This window comes from Streptomyces sp. NPDC058796 (assembly GCF_042745235.1).
GTDB lineage: Bacteria > Actinomycetota > Actinomycetes > Streptomycetales > Streptomycetaceae > Streptomyces.
Map to the genome: position 1 here is coordinate 1,048,290 of NZ_JBHYOP010000001.1, position 25,462 is coordinate 1,073,751.

Below are 25,462 nucleotides of genomic sequence, written 5' to 3' on the forward strand. Positions count from 1 at the left end.
CACGTCGCTCTCACTCGTGCGGGCCCGTTCCGGGCGGCCCGTGCGGACCCGTACGAGAGAGGACCCACGCCATGCACCCCAACCACCCCACCGTCGTGGAGCGCGAGCTGGAACTGCGGCTCATCCTGTCGCCCGGGCACGCCGTCCCGGTACCGGCACGGCTCGCCTACCACTCCGACGACCCGTACGCCGTGCACGTCACCTTCCACATCAACTCCGGCTGCCCGGTGCACTGGACGTTCGCCCGGGACCTGCTCGTGGAAGGGGTGTTCCGGCCGTGCGGGCACGGGGACGTGCGGGTGTGGCCGTCGAAGGCGGACGGCCGCAGCGTGGTGCTGATGGCACTGAGCAGCCCCGACGGTGACGCCCTGCTGGAGGCGCCGTCGGCTCAGGTGTCGGCGTGGCTGGAGCGGACGCTGCGGGCGGTGCCGCCGGGGGCCGAGGCCGGGCAGCTCGGCCTCGACGACGGGCTGGCCGAGCTGCTGGCCCGGTGAACGGCGGGCGTCAGAAGAGCTTGCCCGGGTTGAGGATGCCCAACGGGTCGAAGACCTGCTTGACGGCCCGCTGCATCTCCAGCCCCACCGGGCCGATCTCGCGCGCCAGCCACTCCTTCTTCAGTACGCCGACGCCGTGTTCGCCCGTGATGGTGCCGCCGAGTTCCAGGCCGAGGCCCATGATCTCGTCGAAGGACTCGCGGGCCCGCCGGGACTCGCCGGGGTCCTGGGCGTCGAAGCAGACCGTGGGGTGGGTGTTGCCGTCGCCCGCGTGGGCGCAGACGCCGATGGTCAGGTCGTACTTCGCGGCGATGCGCTCGACGCCCTCCAGCATGTCGCCGAGCCTCGACCGGGGCACGCACACGTCGTCGATCATCGTGGTGCCCTTGACCGCTTCGAGGGCGGTGAGGGACAGGCGGCGGGCCTGGAGGAGGAGTTCGGACTCGGCCGCGTCGTCGGCGGGGACCACCTGCGTGGCGCCGGCCGCCTCGCACAGCGCGCCGACGGCGGCCAGGTCGGCGGCCGGGTCGGTGGTGTCGAAGGCCGCCAGCAGCAGGGCCTCGGTGGTCTCCGGGAGGCCCATGTGGGCGAGGTCGTTGACCGCCTTGACGGTGGTGCGGTCCATCAGTTCGAGGAGGGACGGCACGTGCCCGCCCTCCATGATCCTGCAGATCGCGTCGCAGGCGGCGGAGGCGGAGGAGAACTCGGCGGCCAGCACCAGCTGCTCGGGCGGCTTGGGGCGCAGCGCGAGCACCGCCCGTACGACGATGCCGAGGGAGCCCTCGGAGCCGACGAAGAGGCGGGTGAGGTCGTACCCGGCGACGCCCTTGGCGGTGCGGCGGCCGGTGGACATCAGGCGGCCGTCGGCGAGGACGACGTCCAGGCCGAGGACGTACTCGGCGGTCACCCCGTACTTGACGCAGCACAGGCCGCCGGAGGCGGTGCCGATGTTGCCGCCGATGGTGCACATCTCCCAGCTGGAGGGGTCGGGAGGGTAGTACAGGCCGTGTTCGTCCACCGCGCGGGAGAGCGTGGCGTTGACGACGCCCGGTTCGACGACGGCGACGCGGTCGACGGGGTTGATCTCCAGGATGCGGTCCATCCTGGTCAGCGAGAGGACCACGCAGCCGTCGGTGGCGTTGGCGCCGCCGGACAGGCCGGTGCGGGCGCCCTGCGGGACGACGGGGACGCGCAGCTCGGTGGCGGTGCGCATGACGTGCTGGACGTCCTCCACGGTGCGCGCCAGGACGACCGCGGCGGGGGCGCCGGCCGGGCAGAAGCTCGCCATGTCGTTGGCGTAGGAGGCGGTGACGTCGGGGTCGGTGAGGACGGACTCGGCGGGCAGTCCGGCGAGCAGCCGCTCGACGAGGGGGCTGTCGACCGCCGCGGCTGCGTCGTCTTCGTCGCGAGGCGCTTCGATACGGCTCATGATCACAGGTTCGCACCCGGGGCCATCGGTGTGAACCCCGTCGACGGCACCCGGCGCAAGCCGCGGTGTGCTTGTCGTACGGGCGCACAGTAGGCGCCATGGAGATCGAACGCGGGCGGCGCTCCCGCCGCCGGAACCGGGTGCTGATCGCCTCCGTCACCGGGGCCGCCGTGCTCGGCGGGGTGCTGGTGCTGCTGCCGTGGGACGGGGGTGGCGCCTCCCCGCCCGCGCCGGGCCCCGCGGCGCTGGCGCGCGGTGCGGTGACCACGGGGACGCCGGCCGCGCTGCCGGACCTGGCGGTGCTGATCGGTGACCGGGAGCGGCATCTGCGGGCGCAGCCGCTGGACGGCGTGTCGTGGGCGGTGCTGGGCTCGGCCTACGTCGAGCAGGGGCGGCGTACGGCGGACGTGACGATGTGGGCGAAGGCCGAGAAGGCGCTGCGCACGTCGCTGAAGGTCGGGGCGGAGCGCAATCCGCAGGCGCTGGAGGGGCTGGCGGCGCTGGCGGTGGCGCGGCGGGACTTCCCGGCGGCGAAGAAGTGGGGCGAGAGCGCGGTGAAGGCGGCGCCGAAGCGGTGGACGGCGCACGCGGTGCTGGTCGACGCGTACACCGGGCTGGGCGACGACAAGGGCGTGGGGCGGGCCCTGGAGAAACTGAAGAAGCTGCGGCCCCACGCGCCGGCGACGGGGGCGCGGGCGGCGGCCGTCTACCGGGACCGGGGCTGGCGGGAGGACGCGCAGGCCCGGATCTCCGACGCGGCGGCGGCCGCCGAGGCGCCGGCCGAGCGGGCCGCGTACCTGGAGCAGGCCGGGCGGCTGGCGTTCGAGCGCGGGGAGCGGGAGGAGGCGCTGCGGTTCTTCCAGGAGGCGCTGCGCACCGATCCGGACCAGCGGGCGGCGCAGGCCGGGCAGGGGCGGGCGCTGGCGGCGCTGGGCCGGACGACGGACGCGCTGTCGGCGTACCAGGCGGCGCTGGCCAAGCGGCCGGACGCGGAGTACGCGCTGGAGCTGGGCGAGCTGTACGAGTCGCTGGGGCTCGGGCAGGCCGCGCGGGTGCAGTACGACCTGCTGCGGGAGCGGGTGCGGGTCGCGGAGGCGGCCGGGGCGAACGAGCGGCTGGTGCTCGGCCGGTTCGAGGCGGACCACGGGGACCCGGCCCGGGCGGTGCGGCTGCTGCGTGAGGAGTGGGGGCGGCAGCCGGGGATCGCGGTGGCCGACGCGCTGGGCTGGGCGCTGCACCGCACCGGTGAGCACGAGGAGGCGCTGGAGTTCGCGGCCGTCGCGACCGAGGGCGACAAGGGCGGCGGGGTGCGCAGCGCGCTGTACGTCTTCCACCGGGGGGTGATCGAGCGGGAGCTGGAGCGGTACGGGCCCGCGCGGCGGCATCTGCGGGAGGCGCTGATGATCAACCCGTACTTCTCGCCGCTGCGGGTGCCCGAGGCGAAGCGGGCGCTGGCGGCGCTGGGCGAGCCCTCCGTGGAGGACCCGCCCGGCTGACGTCTGCCGCGCGAAGACCGGTGTCAGAGGTTGCCGCGCTTCTCCTGCTCGCGCTCGATCGCTTCGAACAGGGCCTTGAAGTTGCCCTTTCCGAAGCCCATGGAGCCGTGCCGCTCGATCATCTCGAAGAAGACGGTCGGGCGGTCCTGGACCGGCTTGGTGAAGATCTGCAGCAGGTAGCCGTCCTCGTCGCGGTCGACGAGGATCTTCAGCTCGCGCAGCGTCTCGACGGGGACGCGGGTCTCGCCGGCCCACTCGCCGAGCGTGTCGTAGTACGAGTCGGGCGTGTCCAGGAACTGGACGCCGTTCGCCTTCATGGTGCGGACGGTCTGCACGATGTCGTTGGTGTTCAGCGCGATGTGCTGGACGCCGGCGCCGCCGTAGAACTCCAGGTACTCGTCGATCTGGGACTTCTTCTTGGCGACGGCGGGCTCGTTGATCGGGAACTTCACCTTGAGGGTGCCGTCCGCCACGACCTTCGACATCAGCGCGCTGTACTCGGTGGCGATGTCGTCGCCCACGAACTCCTTCATGTTCGTGAAGCCCATGACCTTGTTGTAGAAGCCGACCCACTCGTTCATGCGGCCCAGCTCGACGTTGCCGACGCAGTGGTCCACAGCCTGGAAGGTGCGCTGCGCGGGCGGCTCGACCATCGGCTCGGCTGCTGCGTAGCCGGGCAGGTAGGGGCCGTCGTAGCCGGTGCGCTCGACCAGGGTGTGGCGGGTCTCGCCGTAGGTGGCGATGGCGGCGAGGACGACGGTGCCGTGCTCGTCCTTGACCTCGTACGGCTCCGCGACGGAGCGGGCTCCGTGCTCGACGGCGTAGGCGTGGGCGGCGCGCGCGTCCGGGACCTCGATGGCGAGGTCGACGACCCCGTCGCCGTGCTCGGCCACGTGCCGGGTGAGGAACTCGCCCCACTCGGTGGACGGCTTGATCACGGAGGTGAAGACGAAGCGGGCGGAGCCGTTCTCCAGGACGTAGCTCGCGGTCTCGCGGCTGCCGTTCTCCGGTCCGGAGTACGCGACCAGCCGCATGCCGAAGGCGGTGGAGTAGTAGTGCGCGGCCTGCTTGGCGTTGCCCACGGCGAAGACGACCGCGTCCATTCCCTTGACCGGGAAGGGGTCGGCCTGCCGGGCGGTGTCGGGAGTGTGGTGTGTGGTCTGCGTCATAGCGGCAGGGTCTCCCGCGTCTGCAAGGTGCGCAATAGTTTGCGCGTTCACTGGGCAACCTGCCCAGTGAGGTGGCGGTCGCGGCAGGCGATCTGTACAGGATGACCAGCCTGAAGGGGTGCGGGATGGGCATAGACCGGCTGGACGGGCGGATCATCGGGCTGCTGGCCCGCGAGCCGCGGATCGGGGTGCTGGAGATGTCCCGGCGGCTGGGGGTGGCGCGGGGCACCGTGCAGGCGCGTCTCGACCGGCTTCAGTCGAAAGGAGTCATCCGCGGATTCGGTCCCGAGGTGGACCCGGCGGCGCTCGGCTACCCGGTGACCGCGTTCGCGACGCTGGAGATCCGGCAGGGCCAAGGAGCCGACGTACGGGCGCACTTGGCGACCGTGCCCGAGGTGCTGGAGCTGCACACCACGACCGGCACCGGGGACATGCTGTGCCGGCTGGTGGCCCGCTCGAACGCCGATCTCCAGCGGGTGATCGACCGGGTTGTCGGTTTTGATGGCATCGTCCGGGCCGCCACGGCGATCGTGATGGAGAACCCCGTTCCGCTGCGGATCATCCCGCTGGTGGAGCAGGCGGCCCAGGACAGCGGCAGACGCGACTGAGACCGGTTCGACGTTCCGGGAGGTGAGCGGAGGTGAACTTCTGGGAGTTCCTGGGCAGCCGCCACCAGCAACTGCTCGCCGACGCCTACCAGCACGCCAGCGCGGTCTTCCAGTGCATGGTCGTGGCGACGCTGCTCGGCGTGCTGATCGGCGTCCTCACCTACCGCAGCGAGTGGGCGGGGAACCTGGCGACGCTGGGCACGTCGGCCATCCTGACGATCCCGTCGCTGGCCATGATCGGTCTGCTCATCCCGATCGTGGGCCTCGGCGTGCCGCCGACGGTGACGGCGCTGACGCTGTACGGGCTGCTGCCGATCGTGCGGAACTCGATCGTCGGCCTGCGCGGGGTCGACCCGGCGCTGGTGGACGCGGCCAAGGGCATCGGCATGTCGCGGGCGGCCCGGCTGCTGCGGGTGGAACTGCCGCTGGCCTGGCCGCCGATCCTCACCGGCATCCGGGTCTCCACCCAGATGCTGATGGGCATCGCCGCGATCGCCGCCTACGCCTCCGGGCCCGGCCTCGGCAACGAGATCTTCCGCGGAATCGCCTCGCTGGGCAGCAAGAACGCGCTCAATCTGGTGCTCGCGGGCACGCTCGGGATCATCGTCCTGGCGCTGCTGTTCGACGCCGCGTACGTCCTGCTGGGGCGGCTGACCATCCCGAGGGGGATCCGTGCCTGAGAACGGCCACGCCAACGCCACCGGGGCGACCATCGAGCTGGAGTCGCTCACCAAGCGCTACCCCGGCAATCCGCAGCCGGCCGTCGAGAACGTGTCGATGCAGATCCAGGCGGGCGAGACGGTCATCTTCGTCGGCCCCTCGGGCTGCGGGAAGTCCACCACCCTGAAGATGATCAACCGGCTGATCGAGCCGTCCGGCGGCCGCATCCGCATCGACGGCGAGGACGTCACCGACATCGACCCGGTGAAGCTGCGCCGCAAGGTCGGCTACGCGATCCAGTCCTCCGGCCTCTTCCCGCACATGACCGTCGCCCAGAACATCGCCCTCGTACCGAAGATGATCGGCTGGTCGAAGTCCCGCATCCGGTCCCGGGTGGAGGAGATGCTCGACCTGGTCGGTCTCGACGCCGGGGAGTTCCACGGCCGCTACCCGCGCCAGCTCTCCGGCGGGCAGCAGCAGCGGGTGGGCGTGGCGCGGGCGCTGGCCGCCGATCCGCCGGTGCTGCTGATGGACGAGCCGTTCGGCGCCGTCGACCCGATCACGCGGGACCACCTCCAGGACGAGCTGATCCGGCTCCAGCACGAGCTGCACAAGACGATCGTCTTCGTCACCCACGACTTCGACGAGGCGATCAAGCTGGGTGACCGGATCGCGGTGCTGCGCGAACGCTCCCACATCGCGCAGTTCGACACCCCGGAGGCCATCCTCACCAACCCGGCGGACGACTTCGTCTCCGGCTTCGTGGGCGCCGGGGCGGCGCTGAAGCGGCTGAACCTGACCCGCGTACGGGACGTCGGCATCACCGACTACCCGACGGTGACCGTCGAGGACCCGCTCCAGCACATCTTCAACCAGCTCCGGGCGGCCGGCACCAACGAGATCCTGCTCCTGGACCGGCGCCGCCGGCCCTACAAGTGGCTCAGGCGCGGCGACCTGATGCGGGCGAAGGGTTCGCTGGCGCGGGCCGGGACGCTGGTCCACGACACGGTGACCCGGGACGCGACCCTGCGGGACGCGCTGGAGGCGGTGCTCACCGACAACACGGGGCGGGTGGCGGTCACCGGGCGGCGCGGCGAGTACGAGGGCGTCGTCGACATGGAGACGCTGCTGAACTCCGTGCACGAGCTGCTGGAGGCCGACCGGCTGGACGCGCTGGAGCACCAGCACGACCTGGAGGAGACCCGGGCCGGACAGACGCACGCGGAGCAGGAGGGCTTCGGAGGGGAGGCGAAGGCGTGAGTACGTCCGGCCGAGGGCCCGGGACCGGCGAACCGGCCTATGACGACGCGGACCGGGACGAGTATGAGCACGAGCCCCCTCCCCCGTCCCCGGCGGCGACCCGGCGGCGGGTCGGCTGGCGGAAGCTGACCTTCCTGCCCGCGCTCCTGGTGGCCGTACTGCTGGCGACCTGGCTGTGGTTCCGGCAGGCCGACCTGGACGCGCTCAGCCGCAACGCGCTGGCCGACGGCCAGGTCACCAAGGCGCTGTGGCAGCACGTGCAGCTGACCGTGATCTCCACCTTCTTCGTGCTGATCATCGCCATTCCGCTGGGCATCCTGCTCACCCGCCGGATGTTCCGGAAGGCGACGCCGGTCGCCATGGCCTTCGCCAACATGGGCCAGGCGACCCCGGCGATCGGCCTGCTGGCGCTGCTGGTGATCTGGCTGGGCATCGGCCGCCGCGCCGCCCTGATCGGCATCATCATCTACGCCGTCCTGCCGGTCCTGTCCAACACCATCGCGGGCCTGAAGGCGAACGACCCGACGCTGCTGGAGGCGGCCCGCGGCATCGGCATGTCCCCGCTCGGGGTGCTGACCCGGGTGGAGCTGCCGCTGGCCGTCCCGCTGATCCTGGCCGGGGTGCGCACCGCCCTCGTCCTCAACGTCGGCACGGCGACGCTGGCCGTCTTCGGCGGGGGCGGCGGCCTGGGCGTGCTGATCACCACGGGGATCACCAGCCAGCGGATGCCGGTCCTGGTGCTCGGCTCGATCCTCACCGTGGCCCTGGCGCTGCTGGTGGACTGGCTGGCCTCGCTCGCCGAGCTGCTGCTGCGGCCCAGGGGTCTGGAGGTGCGGACATGAGCGCGCGACCCGGTACGGGAGGCGGGCGACGCCGTACGTGGCTGCTGACGGCGGCGCTGCTGGTGGCGGCCTCCGGCTGCGGGCTCACCAGCGGCTCCCCGATGGTCGACGACGTGGAGCCCGGCACCATCGGGAAGGGGCGGCCGCTGGAGGGTGCCGACCTGACCGTGGTGTCCAAGCAGTTCACCGAGCAGCTCGTGCTCGGCGCGATCATGGGCATCGCCTTCCAGGCGGCCGGCGCGGAGGTCCTGGACCGCACCGGCATCCAGGGCTCGGTGGGCACCCGGGCGGCGGTGGAGAACGGCGACGCGGACGCCACGTACGAGTACACGGGCACCGCCTGGATCACGTACCTCGGGCACGGCGAGCCCATCCCGGACCCGCACGAGCAGTGGGAGGCGGTGCGGAAGGAGGACCTGAAGAAAGGGCTGACCTGGCTGCCGCCGGCCGAGCTGAACAACACCTACGCGCTGGCCATGAACCGGGCCAACTACAAGAAGTACCGCACGAAGACGCTCTCCGAGGTGGCGGAGCTGTCCAAGACGGACCCGGGCGCGGTGACGCTGTGCGTGGAGGTCGAGTTCGCCAACCGCGCGGACGGGCTGCCGGGCATGGAGAAGGCGTACGGGATGGACGTCCCGGCCGGGAACATCACCGAGATGGACACCGGGATCATCTACACCCAGACCGCCGACGGCGCCTGCGCCTACGGCGAGGTGTACACCACCGACGGACGGATCAAGTCGATGAACCTGGTGGTGATGGAGGACGACAAGAAGTTCTTCCCGAACTACAACGCCGCCCCGATGATCCGCACCGACACCCTGAAGAAGTGGCCGGCGATCGCGTCGGTGCTCGCGCCGGTGACCGAGGCGCTGAACAACGACGTCGCGCGGGACCTGAACGCGAAGGTCGACGTGGACGGGGAGGACCCGCACCAGGTGGCGCTGGACTGGATGGTCGAGAAGGGCTTCGTGAAGGAGGGCTGAACGCCCCTTCGCGAACGCCGCTCAGCAGGCGGGGACCTCGCCCCTGCCCGTGCGCAGGGCCTCGAGCGCGCCGACCGCGCCGTCGAGGGTGGTGACGGGGATCAGCCGGAGCCCCTTCGGCAGCTCGGCCCGCGCGTCCGAGCACTCCGCCTTCGGTACGAGGAAGACGGTGGCCCCGTCACGTCGGGCGGCCTGCGTCTTCAGCGGTACGCCGCCGACGGGGCCGACCTCGCCGCCGGTGGTGATCGTGCCGGTGCCGGCGACGACCTCGCCGCCGGTGAGGTCGCCGGCGGCCAGTTTGTCGATGATGCCGAGGGAGAAGAGCAGGCCGGCGCTGGGGCCGCCGACGTCCTCCAGGCGCAGGTCGACGTCGACGTCCGCCGGGTCCAGGTCCAGGTGGTGCAGGGCGGCGGTGGTCGCGGCGTCCTGGGACTCCCGCATCTGCTCCTCGTTGTACTGCTCGATCTCCCTGACGTCGTCGCCGCTCGGGTAGACCGCGTCGCGGGGCATCACGGCCCGGTCGGTGTCGAACCAGCCGCCGATCACGTCGCCGAGGTGGACGCTCGCGTCCGGGCCGGTCGCCTCGATGGTCGTCATCCGCAGCTGGCCGCTCGTCTCGTGCGTCGGCGCGCCCTTGATCGTGATCACCGGCTCACCCCGGTTCTCACCGAGCACGTCGGCCGTCAGCCCCGGCTGCGCCACGGAGAAGGGCAGCGGCGCGAGGGCGGCGGTGGCGAGCAGCGCCACGACGGGCAGAGCGCAGACGGCGAGGGCCTGGGGGCGCGTGAGACGAGAGAGCACGGGGTCAATCTAACGCGAGGGCGCTGCCGCGCAGGGGGGCGGGCAGCCGTCGCCCCCGCCTGCGGGCAGTCGTGCCGCTGGGAGGGGCACGGGTGGGCACCGGCGGCGCCCCGCGGCGCCGGGCCACGCGACCCACCCCTCGGCCCGCACCTACGCGGCCGCACGAGCGAAGCACGTCACCGCAGCGCCTCCGCCACTTCCCGCGCCGCGTCCATCACCCGCGTACCCACCCGCTCCGGCACCACCTCCGACAGCATCACCACACCCACGCTGCCCTCCACCCCCGTCACCCCGAGCAGCGGCGCCGCCGCCCCGCAGGCGCCGGCCTCCAGCTCCCCGTGGGTCAGGGCGTATCCGGGCCACTCCCCCTCCTCCTCGGCGGGCTGCGCCTGCTGCCGCGCGGACAGGATCGCCTTCCCCGCGGCCCCCCGCTCCAGCGGATGCCGGAACCCGGCCCGGTAGGCCACGTGGTAGTCCGTCCAGGTCGGCTCGACGACGGCCACGGCCAGCGCCTCCGCCCCGTCCACCAGCGTCAGATGGGCCGTCGCCCCGATGTCCTCGGCCAGCGACCGCAGCGCCGGCATCGCCGCCTCGCGCACCAGCGGGTGCACCTGGCGGCCGAGCCCCAGCACACCGAGTCCGACCCGGGCGCGTCCGCCCAGGTCACGACGTACGAGTGCGTGCTGCTCCAGCGTGGCGAGCAACCGGTACACGACAGTCCGGTTCACGCCCAGTTTGTGGGATAGCTCGGTGACGGTCAGCCCGTGGTCCGTATCGGCCAGCAGTTTGAGGACCCGCAGTCCCCGGTCGAGCGTCTGAGAGGTCTCCGCGGTCACGACGCCCACTCCTTAGTGGTGAGGTCGGCGGCCCCCTCGCTGCGGATGCGTCACCGAGTCCCGTCAGTGACGCGCTTCAGAGGCCGCCGATCGGCTGACGGCCCGGCCCTGTGCCCGGCCCAGTCGCTTCACGGCTGCGCTCCGCGGCGGCGCTGCCACGGGGCGTGTGCGTAGCGGGACAGTAGCGACCAGGTCCGCTCAGCGGAAGGCTCCGTCCAGAATCCGGGCGGAGACCGGCGTGGACTGACGGTCTTTGTCCGGGTACGTACAGCGCACGCGGAGCGCCTCCCGCACCCCGCCCGTCACTTCATGCGGGTGGCCCATTCCCGCACCTTGGCGATGCGCTGGCGCAGCTGCCCGGCGGTGGCCTCGGCGCTGGCCGGGCCGCCGCACACGCGGCGCAGCTCGGTGTGGACCACGCCGTGCGGCTTGCCGCTCTGGTGGACGTAGGCGCCGACCATGGTGTTGAGCTGCTTGCGCAGCTCCATCAGCTCCTTGTGGGAGACCACCGGCCGCCGTTCCGCGGGCAGTTCGAGCAGGTCGGCCTCGTCGTCGGGCTTCTTGCGGCTGTGCGCGATCTGCCGGGCCTGCCGCTTCTGGAGCAGCAACTGCACCTGGTCGGGCTCCAGCAGCCCCGGAATGCCGAGGTAGTCCTGCTCCTCCTCGCTGCCCGGGTGGGCCTGCATGCCGAACTCGGCCCCGTTGTACATGACCCGGTCGAAGGTGGCCTCGGACTCCAGCGCCTCGAAGGAGAACTGCTCCTGCTCGCCGGTGTCCTCGTCCTGCTCCCGGTTCGCCTCGTCCATCTCCTTCTCGGACTCGGCGTAGGGGTCCTCCTCGCCCTCCTTCTTGGGCTTGTCGAGGACGTGGTCGCGCTCGCGCTCCATCTCGTTGGCGAAGGTGAGCAGGTCGGGCACGGTCGGCAGGAAGACGGAGGCGGTCTCGCCTCGGCGGCGGGACCGTACGAAGCGGCCGACGGCCTGGGCGAAGAACAGGGGCGTGGAGATGGTGGTCGCGTAGACGCCGACCGCGAGGCGCGGCACGTCGACGCCCTCGGACACCATGCGGACGGCGACCATCCAGCGGTCGGTGCTCTGGCTGAAGGTGTCGATGTTCTTCGAGGCGCCCACGTCGTCGGAGAGGACGACGGTGGCCTTGCTGCCGGTGATCTCACGGATCAGCTTGGCGTAGGCGCGGGCGGAGTCCTGGTCGGCGGCGATGACCAGGGCTCCGGCGTCCGGGATGGCCTTCCTGACCTCGGTCAGCCGCTGGTCGGCGGCGCGCAGCACGGCCGGCATCCACTCGCCGCGCGGGTCGAGCGCGGTGCGCCAGGCCTGGCTGACGGCGTCCTTGGTCATGGGCTCGCCGAGCCGGGCGGCGATCTCGTCGCCGGCCTTCGTGCGCCAGCGCATGTTGCCGCTGTAGCTCATGAAGATCACGGGGCGGACGACGCCGTCGGCGAGCGCGGAGCCGTAGCCGTAGGTGTAGTCGGCGGCGGAGCGGCGGATGCCGTCGTTGCCCTCCTCGTACGTGACGAAGGGGATGGGGTTGGTGTCGGAGCGGAAGGGCGTTCCGGTGAGCGCGAGGCGCCGGGTGGCCGGCTCGAAGGCCTCCAGGCAGGCCTCGCCCCAGGACTTGGAGTCACCGGCGTGGTGGATCTCGTCCAGGATCACGAGGGTCTTGCGCTGCTCGGAGCGGTTGCGGTGCAGCATCGGACGCACGCCGACGCCGGCGTAGGTGACGGCGATGCCGTGGTACTCACGGCTGAGCGGGCCCGCGCTGTACTCGGGGTCGAGCTTGATCCCTATGCGGGCCGCGGCCTCCGCCCACTGCTTCTTCAGGTGCTCGGTGGGCGCGACGACCGTCACCTGCTGCACGACGTGGTGGTGCAGCAGCCAGGACGCCAGCGTCAGCGCGAAGGTCGTCTTGCCGGCGCCGGGGGTGGCGACCGCGAGGAAGTCCCGGGGCTGCTCCTGGAGGTACTTCTCCATCGCCCCCTGCTGCCAGGCCCGCAGCTTGCTGGCGGTACCCCACGGGGCACGGCCGGGGAAGGCCGGGGAGAGGTGGTGCGAGGTGCTGGAGCTGGCGGTGGTAGTCACGGTCTCCGAAGGGGGTAGAACGGCTCGGCCACGTATGACAACCGGGCCACCCTACCGGCGCCCCGAGGCGAGCGGCGTCAGCACCGGGGCGGGTCGCCCCCGGGTGGGACGGACGTCACAGCCGGCCCGCCCGCCCCGGCCGCTCCCGGTTCACCGCTGCCGCACGCGCGTGGCCACCCACGCACCCACCAGCGCCACGCCCGCCATCGGCAGGAACACCACGGCGAAGGCCGCCGGGTGGGAGGAGCCGGTGGCCTCCGTCGCCGCGTGGCTGACCGTGCCGCCGCCGAGGGCGGCGAAGGCCGCTCCGCCGACGGACAGCAGGACGACGTTGGAGAGGCCGTCGGAGATCTGGAGCGCGGCGGAGTTGGTGCCGGCCTCCTCGGGGGCGGAGAGCTTGAGCAGGAGGACGCTGGTGGAGGAGATCACCAGGCCCATGCCGAAGCAGCCGAAGCCCCAGGCGACGGCCACGGTCCAGGCGGGTACGGCGTCGATCAGCACGCTGGGCGCGGTCGCGATGGCCGCCGCCACCAGGGCCATGCCGAGGGTCATCAGACGCTCGCGGTGGGGTTCGAGGCGGGGCCGGGACTGGATCCAGGAGCCCGCGGCCCAGGTCGCGCCGCCCGCGGCCAGGGAGAGCCCGGCGAGGGTGGGGCTGAGGCCGCGCTGGGTGACCAGCATCAGCGGGACGAAGGACTCGGCGGCGATGAAGGAACCGGCGGCGACGCCGCGCAGCAGGACCACGGAGGGCAGACCGCGCACGGCCCGGTAGGTGCCGCGCGGCAGGAGTCCGAGGACGGCCGGGACGAGCAGCGCCACGCCCACCGCGCCGGGCAGCAGGGAGGGCCAGCGCAGGTCCTGGGCGGCGTACTGGAGCAGGCCGGCGCCCAGCGAGATGGCGAGGGCGAGGCGGATGCGGCGGCGGTCGAAGGAGCCCGGGGCGTCCGCACCGCCGCCCACCGGGGCGGAGGCGCGGCTGCGTATCTGCGGCAGCGCGAGGGCCAGCGGGAGGACGACCAGTGCCGGGATGCCGACGAACACCCAGCGCCAGCCCAGGTGCTCGGTGACCGCGCCGGACGCGAGCGGACCGACGATCGAGGGGACGACCCAGCCCGCGGCGAACGCCGCCATGATCGCGGGCCGCAGCCGCTCCGGGTAGGCCCGGCCCACGACCACGTACAGGGCGACGATGACCAGCCCGCCGCCGAGCCCCTGCACGGCCCGCCCGAGGATGAACAGCCACATCGCCCCGGCCGTCCCGGACAGCACCAGCCCCGCCGCGAAGGCCGCGATCCCGCTCGTCAGCGGCGCCAGCGGCCCCCGCCGGTCCGACCACTGCCCCGAGAGCACCATCCCGAACAGGCTCGTCGTGAAGTACCCCGAGAACGCGAACGCGTACAGCGACACCCCGTCCAGCTCCCGCGCCGCCACCGGCATCGCCGTGCCCACCGCGGTCGCCTCGAAGGCGATCAGCACGACGACGGAGACGATGCCGATGCTCAGGGCACGGTAGGTGCGGCTCAGCACGGTCTCGGCGGGCGGCGTGGGGCCGGCGGGGGCCGGATCGGGGACGGCGACATCGGTGTCGCGGGGCTCAGGGACGGTCATGGCCGCCAGAGTAAGGGCCGAAGCACGCTGTGACCCCTGTCGGGAGGCGGTACGGGACCGGGACCTTGGTCGTACGACCGCCCGCCGGCGGCTTTCGCCCGGGGACGTTACGCGGGCCCGAATCCCGCCACGGGCCCCCTGGCGCCCGCGCGGCGCAGCAGCCACAGCGTGAAGACGAGCGTCGAGACGTCCGGGGTGAGCGGGCGCAGGCTCGTGTCGGACGGGTGCCAGGTCAGGACCGTGCCGGTCAGGCCGTCCACGACCACGTCGCTGCCGTCGGGCAGCCCGCCGAGCCGGACCAGCCGGGCGGCCGCCTCGCCCGGGGCCCCGTCGCCGTAGCGCTCCACCAGGGTCGGCAGCGGTATCCCGTCGTCGTCCGCCGCGAGCGGGAACGCGTCCTCCGGCAGGCCCGTCTCGCTCAGGAAGCGGCGGGTGGGCTCGTGGGTGAGGGCCGGCGGGAAGTCGATGTCCTCGTACCGGGCCACGCGGTCCCGGCCGAACTCGCCGGTCAGCGCGCGGTAGGACAGGTCCAGGGCGAGTCCGGAGGCCGTACGGCGGCCTGCGGACACGAGCAGGCAGCCGATCACCGCCGCCGACGTCCAGAACAGCGGCACGCGCGCGGGCGTCCGCGTCGCCGTGTCCCTGGTGACCTCGTGCATCTTCTCCCCCGAGTGTGCGTGAGCGCGCTCCGTGCGGTGGGAGCGTCAGCCGTCCCCCACTGCTTCGCAGCCTAGGGGGCACCACTGACAACGGCCCGGCACACCGGACGCGCCCGTCTCCCTTACAGACGCGCCCCGCGCCCCGCGCGTTGCCTCACGCGCGCGGGCGGCTCAGTTTCCCGTCACCACCGCGGCCTGCGGCCGGACCGGGAGGCGGTTGACCGGGCGGCCCGTGGCCGCGCGTACCGCGGAGGCGACGGCCGCCGGGGAGGCGACCACCGGGACCGCGCTGACCGACTTCGCGCCGAAGGGGGCGACCACGTCGCGCTCCTCGACGAGCTTCACGATCCGGATGTCGGGGGCGTCGAGCGCCGTCGGGAGGGCGTAGCCGGTGAGGTCGGGGTGGCGGATCAGGCCGCGGGGCGTGCGGAGGTTCTCGGTCAGCGCGATGCCGACGCCCTGGGTGACGCCCGCCTCGATCCGGGCGGTGAGCTGGGCCGGGTTCAGGACCCGGCCGACGTCCTGGGCGACGGCCAGCTCCACGACGCGCACCGAACCGATCTCGATGTCGACGTCGACCACCGCGCGGATCGCGCAGAAGGACATTCCGACGAAGGCGTCGCCCTGACCGGTCTCGTCCAGGGGCTCGGTCGGGTGCGGGCGGCACTGGGCGGTGGCCCACAGCTCCTTGCCCTCCAGCGCCTCGGCGACGGTGGTCGACAGCACGCCGTCGTACGAGGTGATCTTGCCGTCGGCGATCTGGAGCAGTTCGGTCGACATGCCGAACTGGTGGGCCAGGGGCTGGAGGAGCTGGGTGCGGACCATCTTGGCCGCGCGTTCCACCGCGCCGCCCGACACCCAGGTGTGGCGTCCGCGGCAGCCGGCGCCGGCCGGGGGCTGGTCGGTGTCCACGGGCGCCACGTGCACCTCGTCGACGCCGAGGGTCTCCTGCACGATCTGCCGGGCGAGTGTGGTGAAGCCCTGGCCGGTCTCGACGGCCGCGCACAGTACCGTCGCCACGCCGTCCTGGACCTTCACGGTGGCCGTGGAGACCTCGTCGGCGCCCTCCGCGCCGAGCATGTGCACCATGCCGATGCCGTAGCCGACGCCCCGGCGCACCGCGCCCGGTTCGCCCGCGCCCTCGGGGCCGCCGGGCAGCAGCCACTCGTCCTCGGGCGTGTCCTTGGGCAGCGCGGGAAGCGGGAAGTCGCGCACGGCCTGGAGAAGCTCGGCGACCGGCGCCGGGCAGGTGACCGTCTGGCCGGTGGGCAGGACGTCGCCGGTGGCCAGGACGTTGCGCAGGCGCACCTCGGCCGGGTCCAGGCCCAGCTTCCTGGCGACCTTGTCCATCTGCGCCTCGTACGCGGCGCACACCTGCATGGCGCCCTCGCCCCGCACGTGGCCGGAGGGCGGGTTGTTGGTGCGTACCGCCCAGCCCTCGATGAAGGCGTTGGGAACGACGTACGGACCGCAGGCGAAGGCCACCGCGGCGGCCAGGGCGTCCGAGGACGTGTCGGCGTAGGCGCCCGCGTCGAGCAGGATCTGCGCCTCGACCTTGACGACCCGGCCCTCGGCGTCCGCGTGGTGGCGGTAGCGCAGGAGGGTGGGGTGGCGGTGGACGTGGCCGAGGAAGGACTCCTCGCGCGTGGCGGTCAGTTTCACCGGGCAGCCGGTCTTCAGCGCCAACAGCCCCAGCGGCAGTTGGAAACCCTGGTCTTCGCGGTCCGCGGTGGCGCCGGGCACGCCGGTGACGACGATCTTCACCTGCTCGGCCGGCAGGCCGTAGCAGGCGGCGGCCGTGTCGCGGTCGCCGTGCGGGTCGGTGGAGGCCAGGTACAGCTCCACGCCGCCGTCGGGACGCGGTACGGCCAGGCCCGCCTCCGCCCCTATGGGCGCCGGGTCCTGGCGGCCGATGCGGTACAGGCCCTCGACGACGACCTCGCCGGCCGCCTCCGGGTCGCCGTGCCGGAGCGGGATGTGCCGGATCAGGTTGCCGTCGGGGTGCAGGGGCTCGGCCTCGAAGGCCTGCTCCGGGTCGGTGACCGGGTCGAGCACCTCGTACTCGACGATGACGGCGGCCGCGGCCATCCGCGCGGTGTCCGGGTGGTCGGCGGCGACCGCGGCGATGGGCTCGCCGTGGTGGCGTACGACCTCGGAGGCGAACACCGGGCGGTCGGCCCGGGAGCCGCGTCCGTGCAGCGGGTCGCCGGGCACGTCCTCGTGCGTGACGACCGCCCGTACGCCGGGCATCTCGCGCGCGTGGGTGGTGTCGATGGACACGATGCGCGCGTGCGCGTGCGGGGAGCGCAGCACGGCCGCCCACAGCAGGCCCTCGGCCCACAGGTCGGCGGCGTACGGGAAGGTGCCCTCCGTCTTGGCGCGGGCGTCGGCGGGCGGCAGGGAGGCGCCGATGCCGTGCGGAATCGGCTCGGGGGCGGGGGCCGTCTCCGTGCTTCCCGCGGCCTCCGCAGTCGCGGCGTCGTTGCTCACGCGTGGCCTCCGTCCTGGCCGTGGGGCTGGTCACCGTAGGGCTGGTCGTGCGGCTCGAAGGCCGACGGGTTGACGCCGCCCGCTCCCGGACCCGCCTGGTGCGGGATGCGGGGCTCCTCGGCGTCCGTCTCGGGCGCCTCGGCGGCGGTGTGCGCCTCGCGTTCGGCGACGACCTCCCTGACCGCCTCCAGGACACCCCGGTAGCCGGAGCAGCGGCACAGGTTGCCGCAGAGCGCCTGCCGGGCCTCCAGCTCGGTCGGCGCCGGGTTGCCCTCCAGGAGGTTGTGCACGGTCATCGCCATGCCGGGCACGCAGAAGCCGCACTGCACGGCACCGCGGCGGGCGAGCGCCCGCTGCACGTCGGAGGGCCGGCCGTCGGCGGCCAGGCCCTCGACCGTGCGCACCTCGCTGCCGGCCGCGGTCACGGCCGGTACCAGGCAGGAGGCGACCAGCCGTCCGTCGACCTGCACGTTGCAGGCGCCGCACTCGCCCTGCGAGCAGCCGTCCTTGGCGCCCGCGAGACCGAGCCGCTCGCGCAGCACGTACAGCAGCGACTCGCCGATCCAGGCGTCGGTGACGGGCCGGTCGGCGCCGTTGACACGCAGGACGTAGGAGGCGAGGGGGTGTTCCTCGTTCGGGCCGGAAGAGCCTGACGGGCCCGGCTCATGCGGCTGACCGCCGGGACCCTGCCCGGCCGCGTCGGCCACGACCGTCGCGTCGGCCGGAGCGGTCGGGGCCGCGTCCGCGTCGGTCGGGTCGGACCGGTCGTCGTCGCCGGGGCGCGCCTCCGGTGCCGCGTCGGGCACGGCCGTGTGACCGGGCCGGCGGGCGTCCGCCGATTCCCGCGCGGATTCCTGTGTCTCGACGGTTTCCTGTGCCTCACCGGTTTCCTGCGCCCCAGCCGCTTCGGGCGCACCAGCGACCTCCGGCGCCCGAGCGAGTTCGGGTGCCGGGGCGGGTTCGGGTGCCGGGGCGGGACCGGCCCCCCGCCCTGCTTCCGCACCGCCGTCCCCGAGGCGGCGGTCCCGCTCCGGCCCGGAGACCGGCGACCGCTCCTCCTCGGGGGCGCCGGGCGCGGGGGCCGTCGCGGGCTCCGCGGGCTCCTCAGCGGGTTCACGCACCCGTTCCGGGCCTGGACCTCCGGCAGCCTCCGCCGGGTCCCCTGCGGGCCGCTCAGAGGCCTCGTCGGCCTCCCGGGGTCCGTCGGGCCGCTGGTACTCGCCGTGTTCCCGGAAGCCGTCGTGCTCCTGCGCGTCGGGGCCCCGGAAGTCGTGCGACGGGTACTCGCCGGCGGGCGCTCCCGCGTACGGGTCGTCGCCTGGCGCAACCGCCTCGCCCGGACGCTCCCCGGTGCCCGGCGGGGGCGTGACCGCGCGGTCTCCCCACGGGTGCCCGGCCGACTGGGTCGCCCAGGGCGCGGGAGCACCGCCGGGCAGGGTGGCGGGTGCGGTGCCGCCCCACTGCTCGGCGAGGGACGACTGGGTGAACTCGCCCGATTCGTCGGGCAGGTCGCCGCCGGCGACGGGGATGGACCACTGGCCGGTCACGTCCTGGCCGGGCGCGGTACCGGGCTGGGGCGCCGCGCTCTCCGCCGCCCCGGCTCCGGTGCCGGCCGCGGCCTGCGAGAAGTCCCACTGGCCGGTGGTCTGGGGCCGGTAGGCGAACCGGTCGCCCTGCCCGGCGCCGGCGTCGTACGGTGCCGCCCCGCCGTAGGGGTCCTGCTGCGCGTACTCGCCGTACCCCTGCCCGTGCGGATCCGCGGGCTCCTGACCGGCGTCCGGGGCGTGCCACTGGGTGCCGTCCACGGGCGCGGCCGGCATCGCCCAGGTGCCGGTGGCCGCCGGGTCGGTGCCGGCGGTGGTGGCGGGCGCCACCGTGATCTGCGGCGGCACGTAGCCGTGCCCGGGCGCGGCGAGCGGGCTGTCGGTGGAGGCCAGGAGCGCGTCCACGCCGCCCTCGGGGAGCTTCACGAAGGCGGTCGCGCCGTCGTCGTAGTCGCCCTGGGGCAGCGGGTCCCAGCGGCCGCCGCTCGGCGGCGTGCCCCCTCCGTGCTGATCGCCGTGCTGGTCGTCGGTCACGACAGCGCCCTCCCCAGTGCTCGTCGGGCCAGCGCGGCGACGGTGCGCCGCAGGTGCAGTACGGCGGGCGGCAGCTGCGGTACGGAACCGTCCTCCGCCGGGGCCGCGTCGGGGATGCAGGCGGCGGCGACGTACTCGCCGAAGGCGTGCAGCGCCTCCGGGACGATCGCGCGGCCGTTGTCCCAGTCGATGAGCGAGGCCACCCACTGCTCGGCCTCCAGGGGCCGCAGCGGCATCGGCGCGATGGCGCCGACGGCGCACCGCACCCCGCGCCGGGCGGGGTCGAGGACCAGCGCGACGGAGGCCGTCGCGCGGCCCGGGCCGGTGCGGCCGGTCGCCTTCAGGAAGACCTGCGGGGCGTGCAGCAGCGGCACGCGCACGTAGCCGATCAGCTCGCCCGCGCGGAGCATCTCCATGCCGGCCAGCAGGTGGGAGACCGGCATCTCCCGGCGGGCGCCGTCCGGGCCGGCGATGATCAGCGTCGCCTCCAGGGCGGCCAGCACCGGCAGCGCGTCCCCGGTGGGGGCGGCGGAGGCGATGTTGCCGCCGAGGGTGCCGGCGTTGCGGATCTGCGGCGGCCCGGCGGCGCGCGCGGCGGCGGCGAGCGCCGGGATGAGCGCGGCGAAGTCGGGGCGGCCCATGCGGGCGTGGGTGAGTCCCGTGCCGAGCAGGGCGTGGCCGTCCTGGTACTGCCAGCCGCGGATCTCGCTGATCCGGCCGAGGCCCACCAGCGCGGCGGGCCTGAGCTGGCCGGAGTTGACGGCGGTCATCAGGTCGGTGCCGCCCGCGACCGGCACGGCGGCGGGTATGGCGGCCAGAGCCGCCACGGCCTCGTCCAGTGTCGTGGGCAGCGTGACGGCCTGCGCCGCCTGCGGTGCGTGCGTGGTCAAACCGACTGCCCCTTCCCGCTGTCCCACCTGGTCCCGCCCATGTGGCCGTACCGTACGGCCTCACAGGGCGGACGTGGCAACTCTGGCACATCTTCGCAGGGCACGAACGCGGGGGCCCGCTAGGAGGCATTCGCCCGTCTCAGCGGCGAGATGACCCGTTTTAGCACCGCTTCTACGGACATCGGGAAAGTAACGGAGGTGAACGGGAAGGGGCGGGAAGGAGCACGAAAAGGCGGGTAAGTCCTACTTGTTCGGCGGCGGTCCGTCGATCGGCCGGCCCAGGACGCCGGGCCGCCGCTGCCAGGGCAGCGGGCCGCCGGGCGGCCGGTAGGCGACGCCGAGGGCGTCAAGTCGCCGGTAGTGGGCGGCCATCCGCCGCTCGAAGGCGGTGAAGTCCCGCTCGGCCGGGGCGGGCAGGGCGCTCCAGGACACCTCGGCGAAGGCGGCGAGCCGGGGGAACACCTGGTAGTCCACCCGCTGCTGGTTCTCCATCGCCTCGGTCCACACGTTCGCCTGGGTGCCGATCACATGTTTGCCCTCGTCCGGTGTCAGCTCCGGCGGAACCGGCTCGAACCGGTAGACGTCCTCCAGGGTGCGCACGAAACCGATCGGCACGGGCTCGTCCTCACCGGCGTGCTGCCGGTGGTCGAGGTACACCTGCTGCTCGGGGCACATCACCACGTCGTGTCCCGCGCGCGCGGCGGCGATCCCGCCCGCGTACCCGCGCCAGGACGACACGGCGGCGCCCTTGGCCAGCCCGCCCTCCAGGATCTCGTCCCAGCCGATGAGCCGGCGTCCGCGTTCGGCGAGCCAGGTGTCGAAGTGCTGGATGAACCAGGCCTGCAGTTCGTCCTCGCCGGCGAGCGCGAGTTCCCGGATGCGGGCCTGCGCGGTGGCCGAACGGCGCCATTGGTCCTTGGGGCATTCGTCGCCGCCGATGTGGACGAACTCCGAGGGGAAAAGCTCCAGGAGTTCCTCGAGGACGCCCTCGTAGAAGCGCAGGGTGTCCTCGGTCGGGGCGAGTACGTTCGGGGAGACCCCCCAGGTGTCCCAGACGGAGAGGGCGGTGGTGTCGACGACGTCCGTGTTGCCGAGTTCCGGATACGCGGCGATGGCGGCCTGCGAGTGCCCCGGTACGTCGATCTCGGGCACGACGGTGATGTGGCGCTCGGCGGCGTACGCGACGATCTCCCTGATGTCGTCCTGGGTGTAGTGACCGCCGTGGGGTTTGTCCTCCCACAAGGGTGACGCGCGGTGACCGAATTTGGTGCGCGAACGCCAGGAGCCGACCTCGGTCAGCCTGGGGTGCCGTTTGATCTCGACCCGCCAGCCCTGGTCGTCCGTCAGATGCAAGTGCAGCACGTTGAGTTTGTGGGCCGCCATCAGGTCCAGATAGCGCAGGACGCCGTCCTTGGGCATGAAGTGCCGGGCGACGTCCAGCATCAGGCCGCGCCAGCCGAAGCGGGGGGCGTCCTCGATCCGGACCGCCGGCAGCCGCCACCGTCGGCCGGGCAGCGGGGCACGCCGGAACGCGTCCGGGCCGAGCAGCTGGCGCAGTGTCTGGGCGCCCCAGAAGAGACCGGCAGGATCCCCGCCCGTGAGCCGCACACCCGCCGGCTCGACGTCGAGGCGGTAGCCCTCCGGCCCGAGTACGCCGTCGAGGGCGAGGCCGATGGCGCCGCTGCCCCGGCCCCCCGCCCCGGGCGCGAGCGGGAGGCCGGTGGCCGCACCCACCTCGGCGCGCAGCCAGCGCGTGGTCCGTTCCGTGTCGTCGCCCGCCACCACCTCGGTGTCCGGCCCCAGTTCGAAGAAGCCGCCGGCAGAGGAGGTCTGCCGGGGCTGGGGAATCACGTCAGTCACGTCAGTCACGTCAGTCCTTCACCGCTCCGCCGAGGCCGGAGACGAGTCGTCGTTGCACGAGTACGAAGAAGACCAGTACCGGAATCGTCATCACCGTGGAGGCCGCCATCACTCCGCCCCAGTCGGGATCGTCCGGCTTGTAGAAGACCAGCAGCGCCATCGGCAGCGTCGACTGGGAGGTGTCGCTGATGATGAACGACTTGGCGAAGAGGAAGTCGTTCCAGGTCGAGATGAACGAGAAGACACTGGTGGCCACCAGCCCCGGGAAAACCAGCGGGAAAAGGATCTGCCACAGGAATCTCGCCCGGCTCGCCCCGTCGATGTAGGCGGCCTCCTCCAGGGCCTGAGGCACGGCTCTCACGAAACCGCGCAGCATCCAGATCGCGAAGGGCAGCGAGAAGGCGATGTGGGGCAGGATCAGCGAACCCAGCGTGTTCAGCTGCCCGAAGTCCCGCATGAGGAAGAACAGCGGGATGGTGAGCGCCTCCACGGGCACCATCTGGGCCACCAGGAACATGATCAGCAGGGTGGTCCGGAAACGGAACCGGAAACGCGTCACCGCGGTCGCCGCGAGAAACGCGATCAGCGCCGAGACGACCACGACGGTGCCGGCCACGAGCAGGCTGTTGAGAAAGTAACGGCCAAATTCCTGCTGCCCGAAGACCCGCCGGAAGGAATCCAGCGTGGGCGTCAGCGTCCACGGCCGCGGCTCGCTCGACTCGATCTCCCCGGCCGGTTTGAAGGCGCTCAGCACCATCCAGTACAGCGGGAAGGCCACCACGACGGCGATGACGAGCGCCGACGCCTCGGCCGCCAGCCGCCACGGACGGCGCACCCGCACGCGCGGAAGACGCAGCGGAAGATTCACAGTTCCTCCCCCTGGCGGCGCAGCAGCCGCAGGTAGACCAGCGTCACGGCGAGCAGGATCAGCAGCATCACGACGCCGATCGCCGAGCCGAGGCTGTACTGCGAGGACGCGAACGCCTTCTGGTAGGCGTAGACGTTCAGGACGAGGTTCTGGCCGGCGATGCCGCCGCCGTTCGTCATGACGTAGATCTGGGTGAAGACCTTGAAGTCCCAGATCACCGACTGGATGGTGACGACGACCAGGATGGGCCGCAGCATGGGCGCCAGCACCGACCGCCAGATCCGCCACTGCGAGGCGCCGTCGAGCGCGGCGGCCTCCAGCACCTCGCCCGGCACCGCGCGGATACCGGCGTAGACGGTCACCATGACGAACGGGAACGAGCACCACACCACTTCGAGCAGAACGAGGGCGAAGGCGCTGTAGCGCCCGTACGTCCAGGAGTGGTCGCCGAGCCCGAGCAGCCGGTTGACCGGCCCGAAGTCCGGGTCGAACAGCAGCAGCCACACCGTCGACCCGGTGACCGCCGGGGTCGCCCAGGCGCCCAGCGCGGCGAGCATCAGCACCAGCCGCGGGACGGCCCGCACCCGCGTGAGCAGCACGGCGAGCGCACACCCGACGGCCAGCGTCGACACCACACAGGCCGCCGCGAACACGACGGTGGCCACCAGCACCCGCCAGAACTGCGCGTCCCCGAACAGCTCGGCATAGTTCCCGAACCCCCGGAAGGCGGTCGGCTCCCCACCGCTGACCTGCGCCTGCGTGTACTCCAGGAACGAGATGAGCCCGAGCTGGTAGACGGGGTAGACGAGCAACCCGCCGAGGACGACGAGAGCAGGGGCGAGGTAGATCCAAGGGGTACGGGAAGCGCCCCCCGAGGGGCGCGGGGAACTGCGCGAGAAACCACGACGCTCCCGCACCCGCGGACCCACCGCACCCCCCGAGCCGGAGGGCGCCCCCGTCATCCGGCGGAGCCAAACGCGTCGTCCATCTTCCGAGCCGCATCCCCCGCGGCAGCGCCGACGTCCTTCTTGCCGCTCACCACCTCCTGGAACATCGTGGGCAGCACCTGCGACGAGTCGATCGTCGCCCACGCCGCCGAGGCCGGCACGAACCTCGTGCCCGCGGCGAGCGTGTCGACGAACGGCTGCACGAACGGCTCCTCGGCCGCCACCCGCTCCCGTACGTCCGTGAAGGTGGGCAGGAAGCCCATCGCGTCGAACAGCTCGCCCTGCGCCTGCTTCGACGCGAGCCGCTTCATCAGGTCCACGGCGAGGGTGCGGTGCGAGGTGCTCTTGAGCACGCCGATGTTGTTGCCGCCCGCGAAGGCCGGGGCGATCGAGCCGGACTTCACGCCCGGCAGCGGCACGACCGCGTACTCGCCCTTGACCTCGCCGGCCTCCACGGCCTGGCGGCTGAAGTCGCCGACGATCGCCATGGCCGCCTTGCCGGAGGCGAACGCCGTGACGGTGTCGTTGCCGCCCATGCCGGCGCACTTGGCGGCGGGGCAGTTGTCGTCGCCGAACAGGGACGCGTACGCCTCGATGCCCTCGCGGGCGGCGGCGCTGTCGATGGCGGAGGCGTACGAGCCGCCCTTGCCGGTGGCGAGTTCGCCGCCGTGGGCCCAGATGAAGGGCATCGCGCCGTAGGTGTATGCGCCGCCGACGGCGATGCCGTAGAGGCCGGGCTTCTCCGCCCGGACCTTCTTCGCGGTGGCCGCCAGCTCGTCCATCGACTCGGGGGCCTCCAGGCCGAGTTCGTCGAAGACGTCGGTGCGGTAGTACAGGGCGCGTACGCCGACGAAGTAGGGGGCTCCGTAGACCTTGCCGTCCACGGTGACCGACTGGCGGGCGGTGGGGTCGGCGTCCTTCGCCTCGTCCCACGCCTCGAACTCCTCGGTGACGTCGAGGAGTCCGCCGTCCTTCACGTACCCGGCGGTGTCGGTGTTGCCGTACTCGATGACGTCGGGGGCGCTGTCGGGGTCGTTGAAGGCGGCCTTGATGCGCTGGGCGCGCGTCTCGACCGGTATGTACTCGACGGTGACCTCGGTGTCCTCGTGGGCCTTCTCGAAGCCGGCGAGGACCGCGTCGACGACCTGCTCCTTCGGCTTGTTGTTGACCTCCTGGAAGAGCCAGACCCTCAGCGTGCCGCTCTTCTCGTCCTTGCCGGAGGCGGAGTTGTCGGAGGTCTGGGGGGCGCAGGCGGTCGCGGTGACGACGGCGGCGGCCAGCAGTACGGCAAGGCGTGGGGCGAGCTTCATGGAGTGATCCTCCGGACGTGCGTTGCAACATATGCAATGACGGTTTCGCTCTGCACAACATCCAGGAGG

Annotated in this window: 21 protein-coding genes; 7 read left to right on the plus strand and 14 right to left on the minus strand. The window is 72.9% G+C overall.

The features are described 5' to 3' along the window. The first annotated feature begins 71 nt into the window (after positions 1-71). Positions 72-494 carry an SsgA family sporulation/cell division regulator gene (locus tag ACFW47_RS04725; protein WP_386286101.1) on the plus strand — a complete coding sequence of 141 codons (423 nt, stop codon included), beginning with the start codon at positions 72-74 and terminating at the stop codon, positions 492-494. Positions 495-504: 10 nt separating this feature from the next. Here the strand turns inward: ACFW47_RS04725 and ACFW47_RS04730 are convergent, their stop codons facing one another. Further along, positions 505-1,929 (minus strand): FAD-binding oxidoreductase, encoded by a 1,425-nt coding sequence (locus ACFW47_RS04730; RefSeq protein ID WP_386304776.1) that lies wholly within the window; start codon positions 1,927-1,929, stop codon positions 505-507. Positions 1,930-2,021: 92 nt separating this feature from the next. Between ACFW47_RS04730 and ACFW47_RS04735 the strand changes: the two genes are divergently transcribed. Beyond that, on the plus strand, positions 2,022-3,419 hold the full coding sequence (locus ACFW47_RS04735; protein WP_386286103.1) for a tetratricopeptide repeat protein: 1,398 nt from the start codon (positions 2,022-2,024) through the stop codon (positions 3,417-3,419). Between the two features lie 23 nt (positions 3,420-3,442). On the opposite strand, the gene hppD is transcribed toward ACFW47_RS04735, so the two are convergent. Continuing rightward, positions 3,443-4,588 carry a 4-hydroxyphenylpyruvate dioxygenase gene (gene hppD, locus ACFW47_RS04740; protein WP_386286104.1) on the minus strand — a complete coding sequence of 382 codons (1,146 nt, stop codon included), beginning with the start codon at positions 4,586-4,588 and terminating at the stop codon, positions 3,443-3,445. A 125-nt stretch (positions 4,589-4,713) separates the two neighbouring features. Here hppD and ACFW47_RS04745 point away from each other — a divergent pair, with 125 nt between their 5' ends. Genes ACFW47_RS04745 through ACFW47_RS04765 form a run of 5 tightly spaced genes read left to right on the plus strand, consistent with a single transcriptional unit; the run spans position 4,714 to position 8,947 of the window. Beyond that, on the plus strand, positions 4,714-5,196 hold the full coding sequence (locus ACFW47_RS04745) for an Lrp/AsnC family transcriptional regulator (RefSeq protein ID WP_386286125.1): 483 nt from the start codon (positions 4,714-4,716) through the stop codon (positions 5,194-5,196). Between the two features lie 32 nt (positions 5,197-5,228). Next, entirely contained in the window at positions 5,229-5,876 is a 648-nt protein-coding gene (locus ACFW47_RS04750) for an ABC transporter permease (protein WP_386286105.1), read from the plus strand. Next, entirely contained in the window at positions 5,869-7,116 is a 1,248-nt protein-coding gene (locus tag ACFW47_RS04755) for a betaine/proline/choline family ABC transporter ATP-binding protein (RefSeq protein WP_386286106.1), read from the plus strand. The genes ACFW47_RS04750 and ACFW47_RS04755 overlap by 8 nt, the downstream gene beginning before the upstream one ends. Next, positions 7,113-7,958 carry an ABC transporter permease gene (locus ACFW47_RS04760; RefSeq protein ID WP_386286107.1) on the plus strand — a complete coding sequence of 282 codons (846 nt, stop codon included), beginning with the start codon at positions 7,113-7,115 and terminating at the stop codon, positions 7,956-7,958. Before ACFW47_RS04755 ends, ACFW47_RS04760 begins: the two co-directional genes overlap by 4 nt. After that, positions 7,955-8,947, plus strand: a complete 993-nt coding sequence (locus ACFW47_RS04765; protein ID WP_386304778.1) for a glycine betaine ABC transporter substrate-binding protein — start codon at positions 7,955-7,957, stop codon at positions 8,945-8,947. Before ACFW47_RS04760 ends, ACFW47_RS04765 begins: the two co-directional genes overlap by 4 nt. A gap of 21 nt (positions 8,948-8,968) precedes the next feature. Here ACFW47_RS04765 and ACFW47_RS04770 read toward each other — a convergent pair whose 3' ends face one another. The 12 genes from ACFW47_RS04770 to ACFW47_RS04825 form a co-directional block, all read right to left on the minus strand. Beyond that, positions 8,969-9,748: a S16 family serine protease gene (locus ACFW47_RS04770; RefSeq protein WP_386286109.1), complete on the minus strand. Its 780-nt coding sequence runs from the start codon at positions 9,746-9,748 to the stop codon at positions 8,969-8,971. A gap of 176 nt (positions 9,749-9,924) precedes the next feature. Continuing rightward, positions 9,925-10,584 carry an IclR family transcriptional regulator gene (locus tag ACFW47_RS04775; RefSeq protein ID WP_386286110.1) on the minus strand — a complete coding sequence of 220 codons (660 nt, stop codon included), beginning with the start codon at positions 10,582-10,584 and terminating at the stop codon, positions 9,925-9,927. A gap of 302 nt (positions 10,585-10,886) precedes the next feature. After that, positions 10,887-12,683 carry a DEAD/DEAH box helicase gene (locus ACFW47_RS04780; protein WP_386286111.1) on the minus strand — a complete coding sequence of 599 codons (1,797 nt, stop codon included), beginning with the start codon at positions 12,681-12,683 and terminating at the stop codon, positions 10,887-10,889. A gap of 150 nt (positions 12,684-12,833) precedes the next feature. Continuing rightward, positions 12,834-14,291, minus strand: a complete 1,458-nt coding sequence (locus ACFW47_RS04785; protein ID WP_386304780.1) for an MFS transporter — start codon at positions 14,289-14,291, stop codon at positions 12,834-12,836. Between the two features lie 107 nt (positions 14,292-14,398). Further along, positions 14,399-14,950 carry an SUKH-4 family immunity protein gene (locus tag ACFW47_RS04790; RefSeq protein ID WP_386286113.1) on the minus strand — a complete coding sequence of 184 codons (552 nt, stop codon included), beginning with the start codon at positions 14,948-14,950 and terminating at the stop codon, positions 14,399-14,401. 171 nt (positions 14,951-15,121) lie between these two features. Further along, the gene (locus tag ACFW47_RS04795; protein WP_386288936.1) at positions 15,122-17,440 is read right to left on the minus strand and encodes a xanthine dehydrogenase family protein molybdopterin-binding subunit; all 2,319 of its coding nucleotides are present in this window, start codon (positions 17,438-17,440) and stop codon (positions 15,122-15,124) included. After that, on the minus strand, positions 17,437-19,518 hold the full coding sequence (locus tag ACFW47_RS04800) for a 2Fe-2S iron-sulfur cluster-binding protein (RefSeq protein ID WP_386304781.1): 2,082 nt from the start codon (positions 19,516-19,518) through the stop codon (positions 17,437-17,439). Before ACFW47_RS04800 ends, ACFW47_RS04795 begins: the two co-directional genes overlap by 4 nt. Next, positions 19,515-20,408: an FAD binding domain-containing protein gene (locus ACFW47_RS04805; protein WP_386288940.1), complete on the minus strand. Its 894-nt coding sequence runs from the start codon at positions 20,406-20,408 to the stop codon at positions 19,515-19,517. The genes ACFW47_RS04800 and ACFW47_RS04805 overlap by 4 nt, the downstream gene beginning before the upstream one ends. Before the next feature lie 243 nt (positions 20,409-20,651). Continuing rightward, on the minus strand, positions 20,652-22,277 hold the full coding sequence (locus tag ACFW47_RS04810; protein WP_386288942.1) for a beta-N-acetylhexosaminidase: 1,626 nt from the start codon (positions 22,275-22,277) through the stop codon (positions 20,652-20,654). Between the two features lies 1 nt (position 22,278). Continuing rightward, positions 22,279-23,136, minus strand: coding sequence for a carbohydrate ABC transporter permease (locus ACFW47_RS04815; RefSeq protein WP_386288943.1), 858 nt, complete (start codon positions 23,134-23,136; stop codon positions 22,279-22,281). After that, positions 23,133-24,098, minus strand: coding sequence for a carbohydrate ABC transporter permease (locus tag ACFW47_RS04820; protein WP_386288945.1), 966 nt, complete (start codon positions 24,096-24,098; stop codon positions 23,133-23,135). Before ACFW47_RS04820 ends, ACFW47_RS04815 begins: the two co-directional genes overlap by 4 nt. Then, positions 24,095-25,393, minus strand: coding sequence for an extracellular solute-binding protein (locus ACFW47_RS04825; protein WP_386288947.1), 1,299 nt, complete (start codon positions 25,391-25,393; stop codon positions 24,095-24,097). Before ACFW47_RS04825 ends, ACFW47_RS04820 begins: the two co-directional genes overlap by 4 nt. Positions 25,394-25,462 lie beyond the last annotated feature (69 nt).

Excerpts from the sequence above, each read along its gene's own strand:
- ACFW47_RS04725 (WP_386286101.1), top strand. The coding sequence starts at position 72 with ATGCACCCCAACCACCCCACCGTCGTGGAGCGCGAGCTGGAACTGCGG.
- ACFW47_RS04735 (WP_386286103.1), top strand. The coding sequence starts at position 2,022 with ATGGAGATCGAACGCGGGCGGCGCTCCCGCCGCCGGAACCGGGTGCTG.
- hppD (WP_386286104.1), bottom strand. The coding sequence starts at position 4,588 with ATGACGCAGACCACACACCACACTCCCGACACCGCCCGGCAGGCCGAC.
- ACFW47_RS04745 (WP_386286125.1), top strand. The coding sequence starts at position 4,714 with ATGGGCATAGACCGGCTGGACGGGCGGATCATCGGGCTGCTGGCCCGC.
- ACFW47_RS04765 (WP_386304778.1), top strand. The coding sequence starts at position 7,955 with ATGAGCGCGCGACCCGGTACGGGAGGCGGGCGACGCCGTACGTGGCTG.
- ACFW47_RS04785 (WP_386304780.1), bottom strand. The coding sequence starts at position 14,291 with ATGACCGTCCCTGAGCCCCGCGACACCGATGTCGCCGTCCCCGATCCG.
- ACFW47_RS04790 (WP_386286113.1), bottom strand. The coding sequence starts at position 14,950 with ATGCACGAGGTCACCAGGGACACGGCGACGCGGACGCCCGCGCGCGTG.
- ACFW47_RS04820 (WP_386288945.1), bottom strand. The coding sequence starts at position 24,098 with ATGACGGGGGCGCCCTCCGGCTCGGGGGGTGCGGTGGGTCCGCGGGTG.
- ACFW47_RS04825 (WP_386288947.1), bottom strand. The coding sequence starts at position 25,393 with ATGAAGCTCGCCCCACGCCTTGCCGTACTGCTGGCCGCCGCCGTCGTC.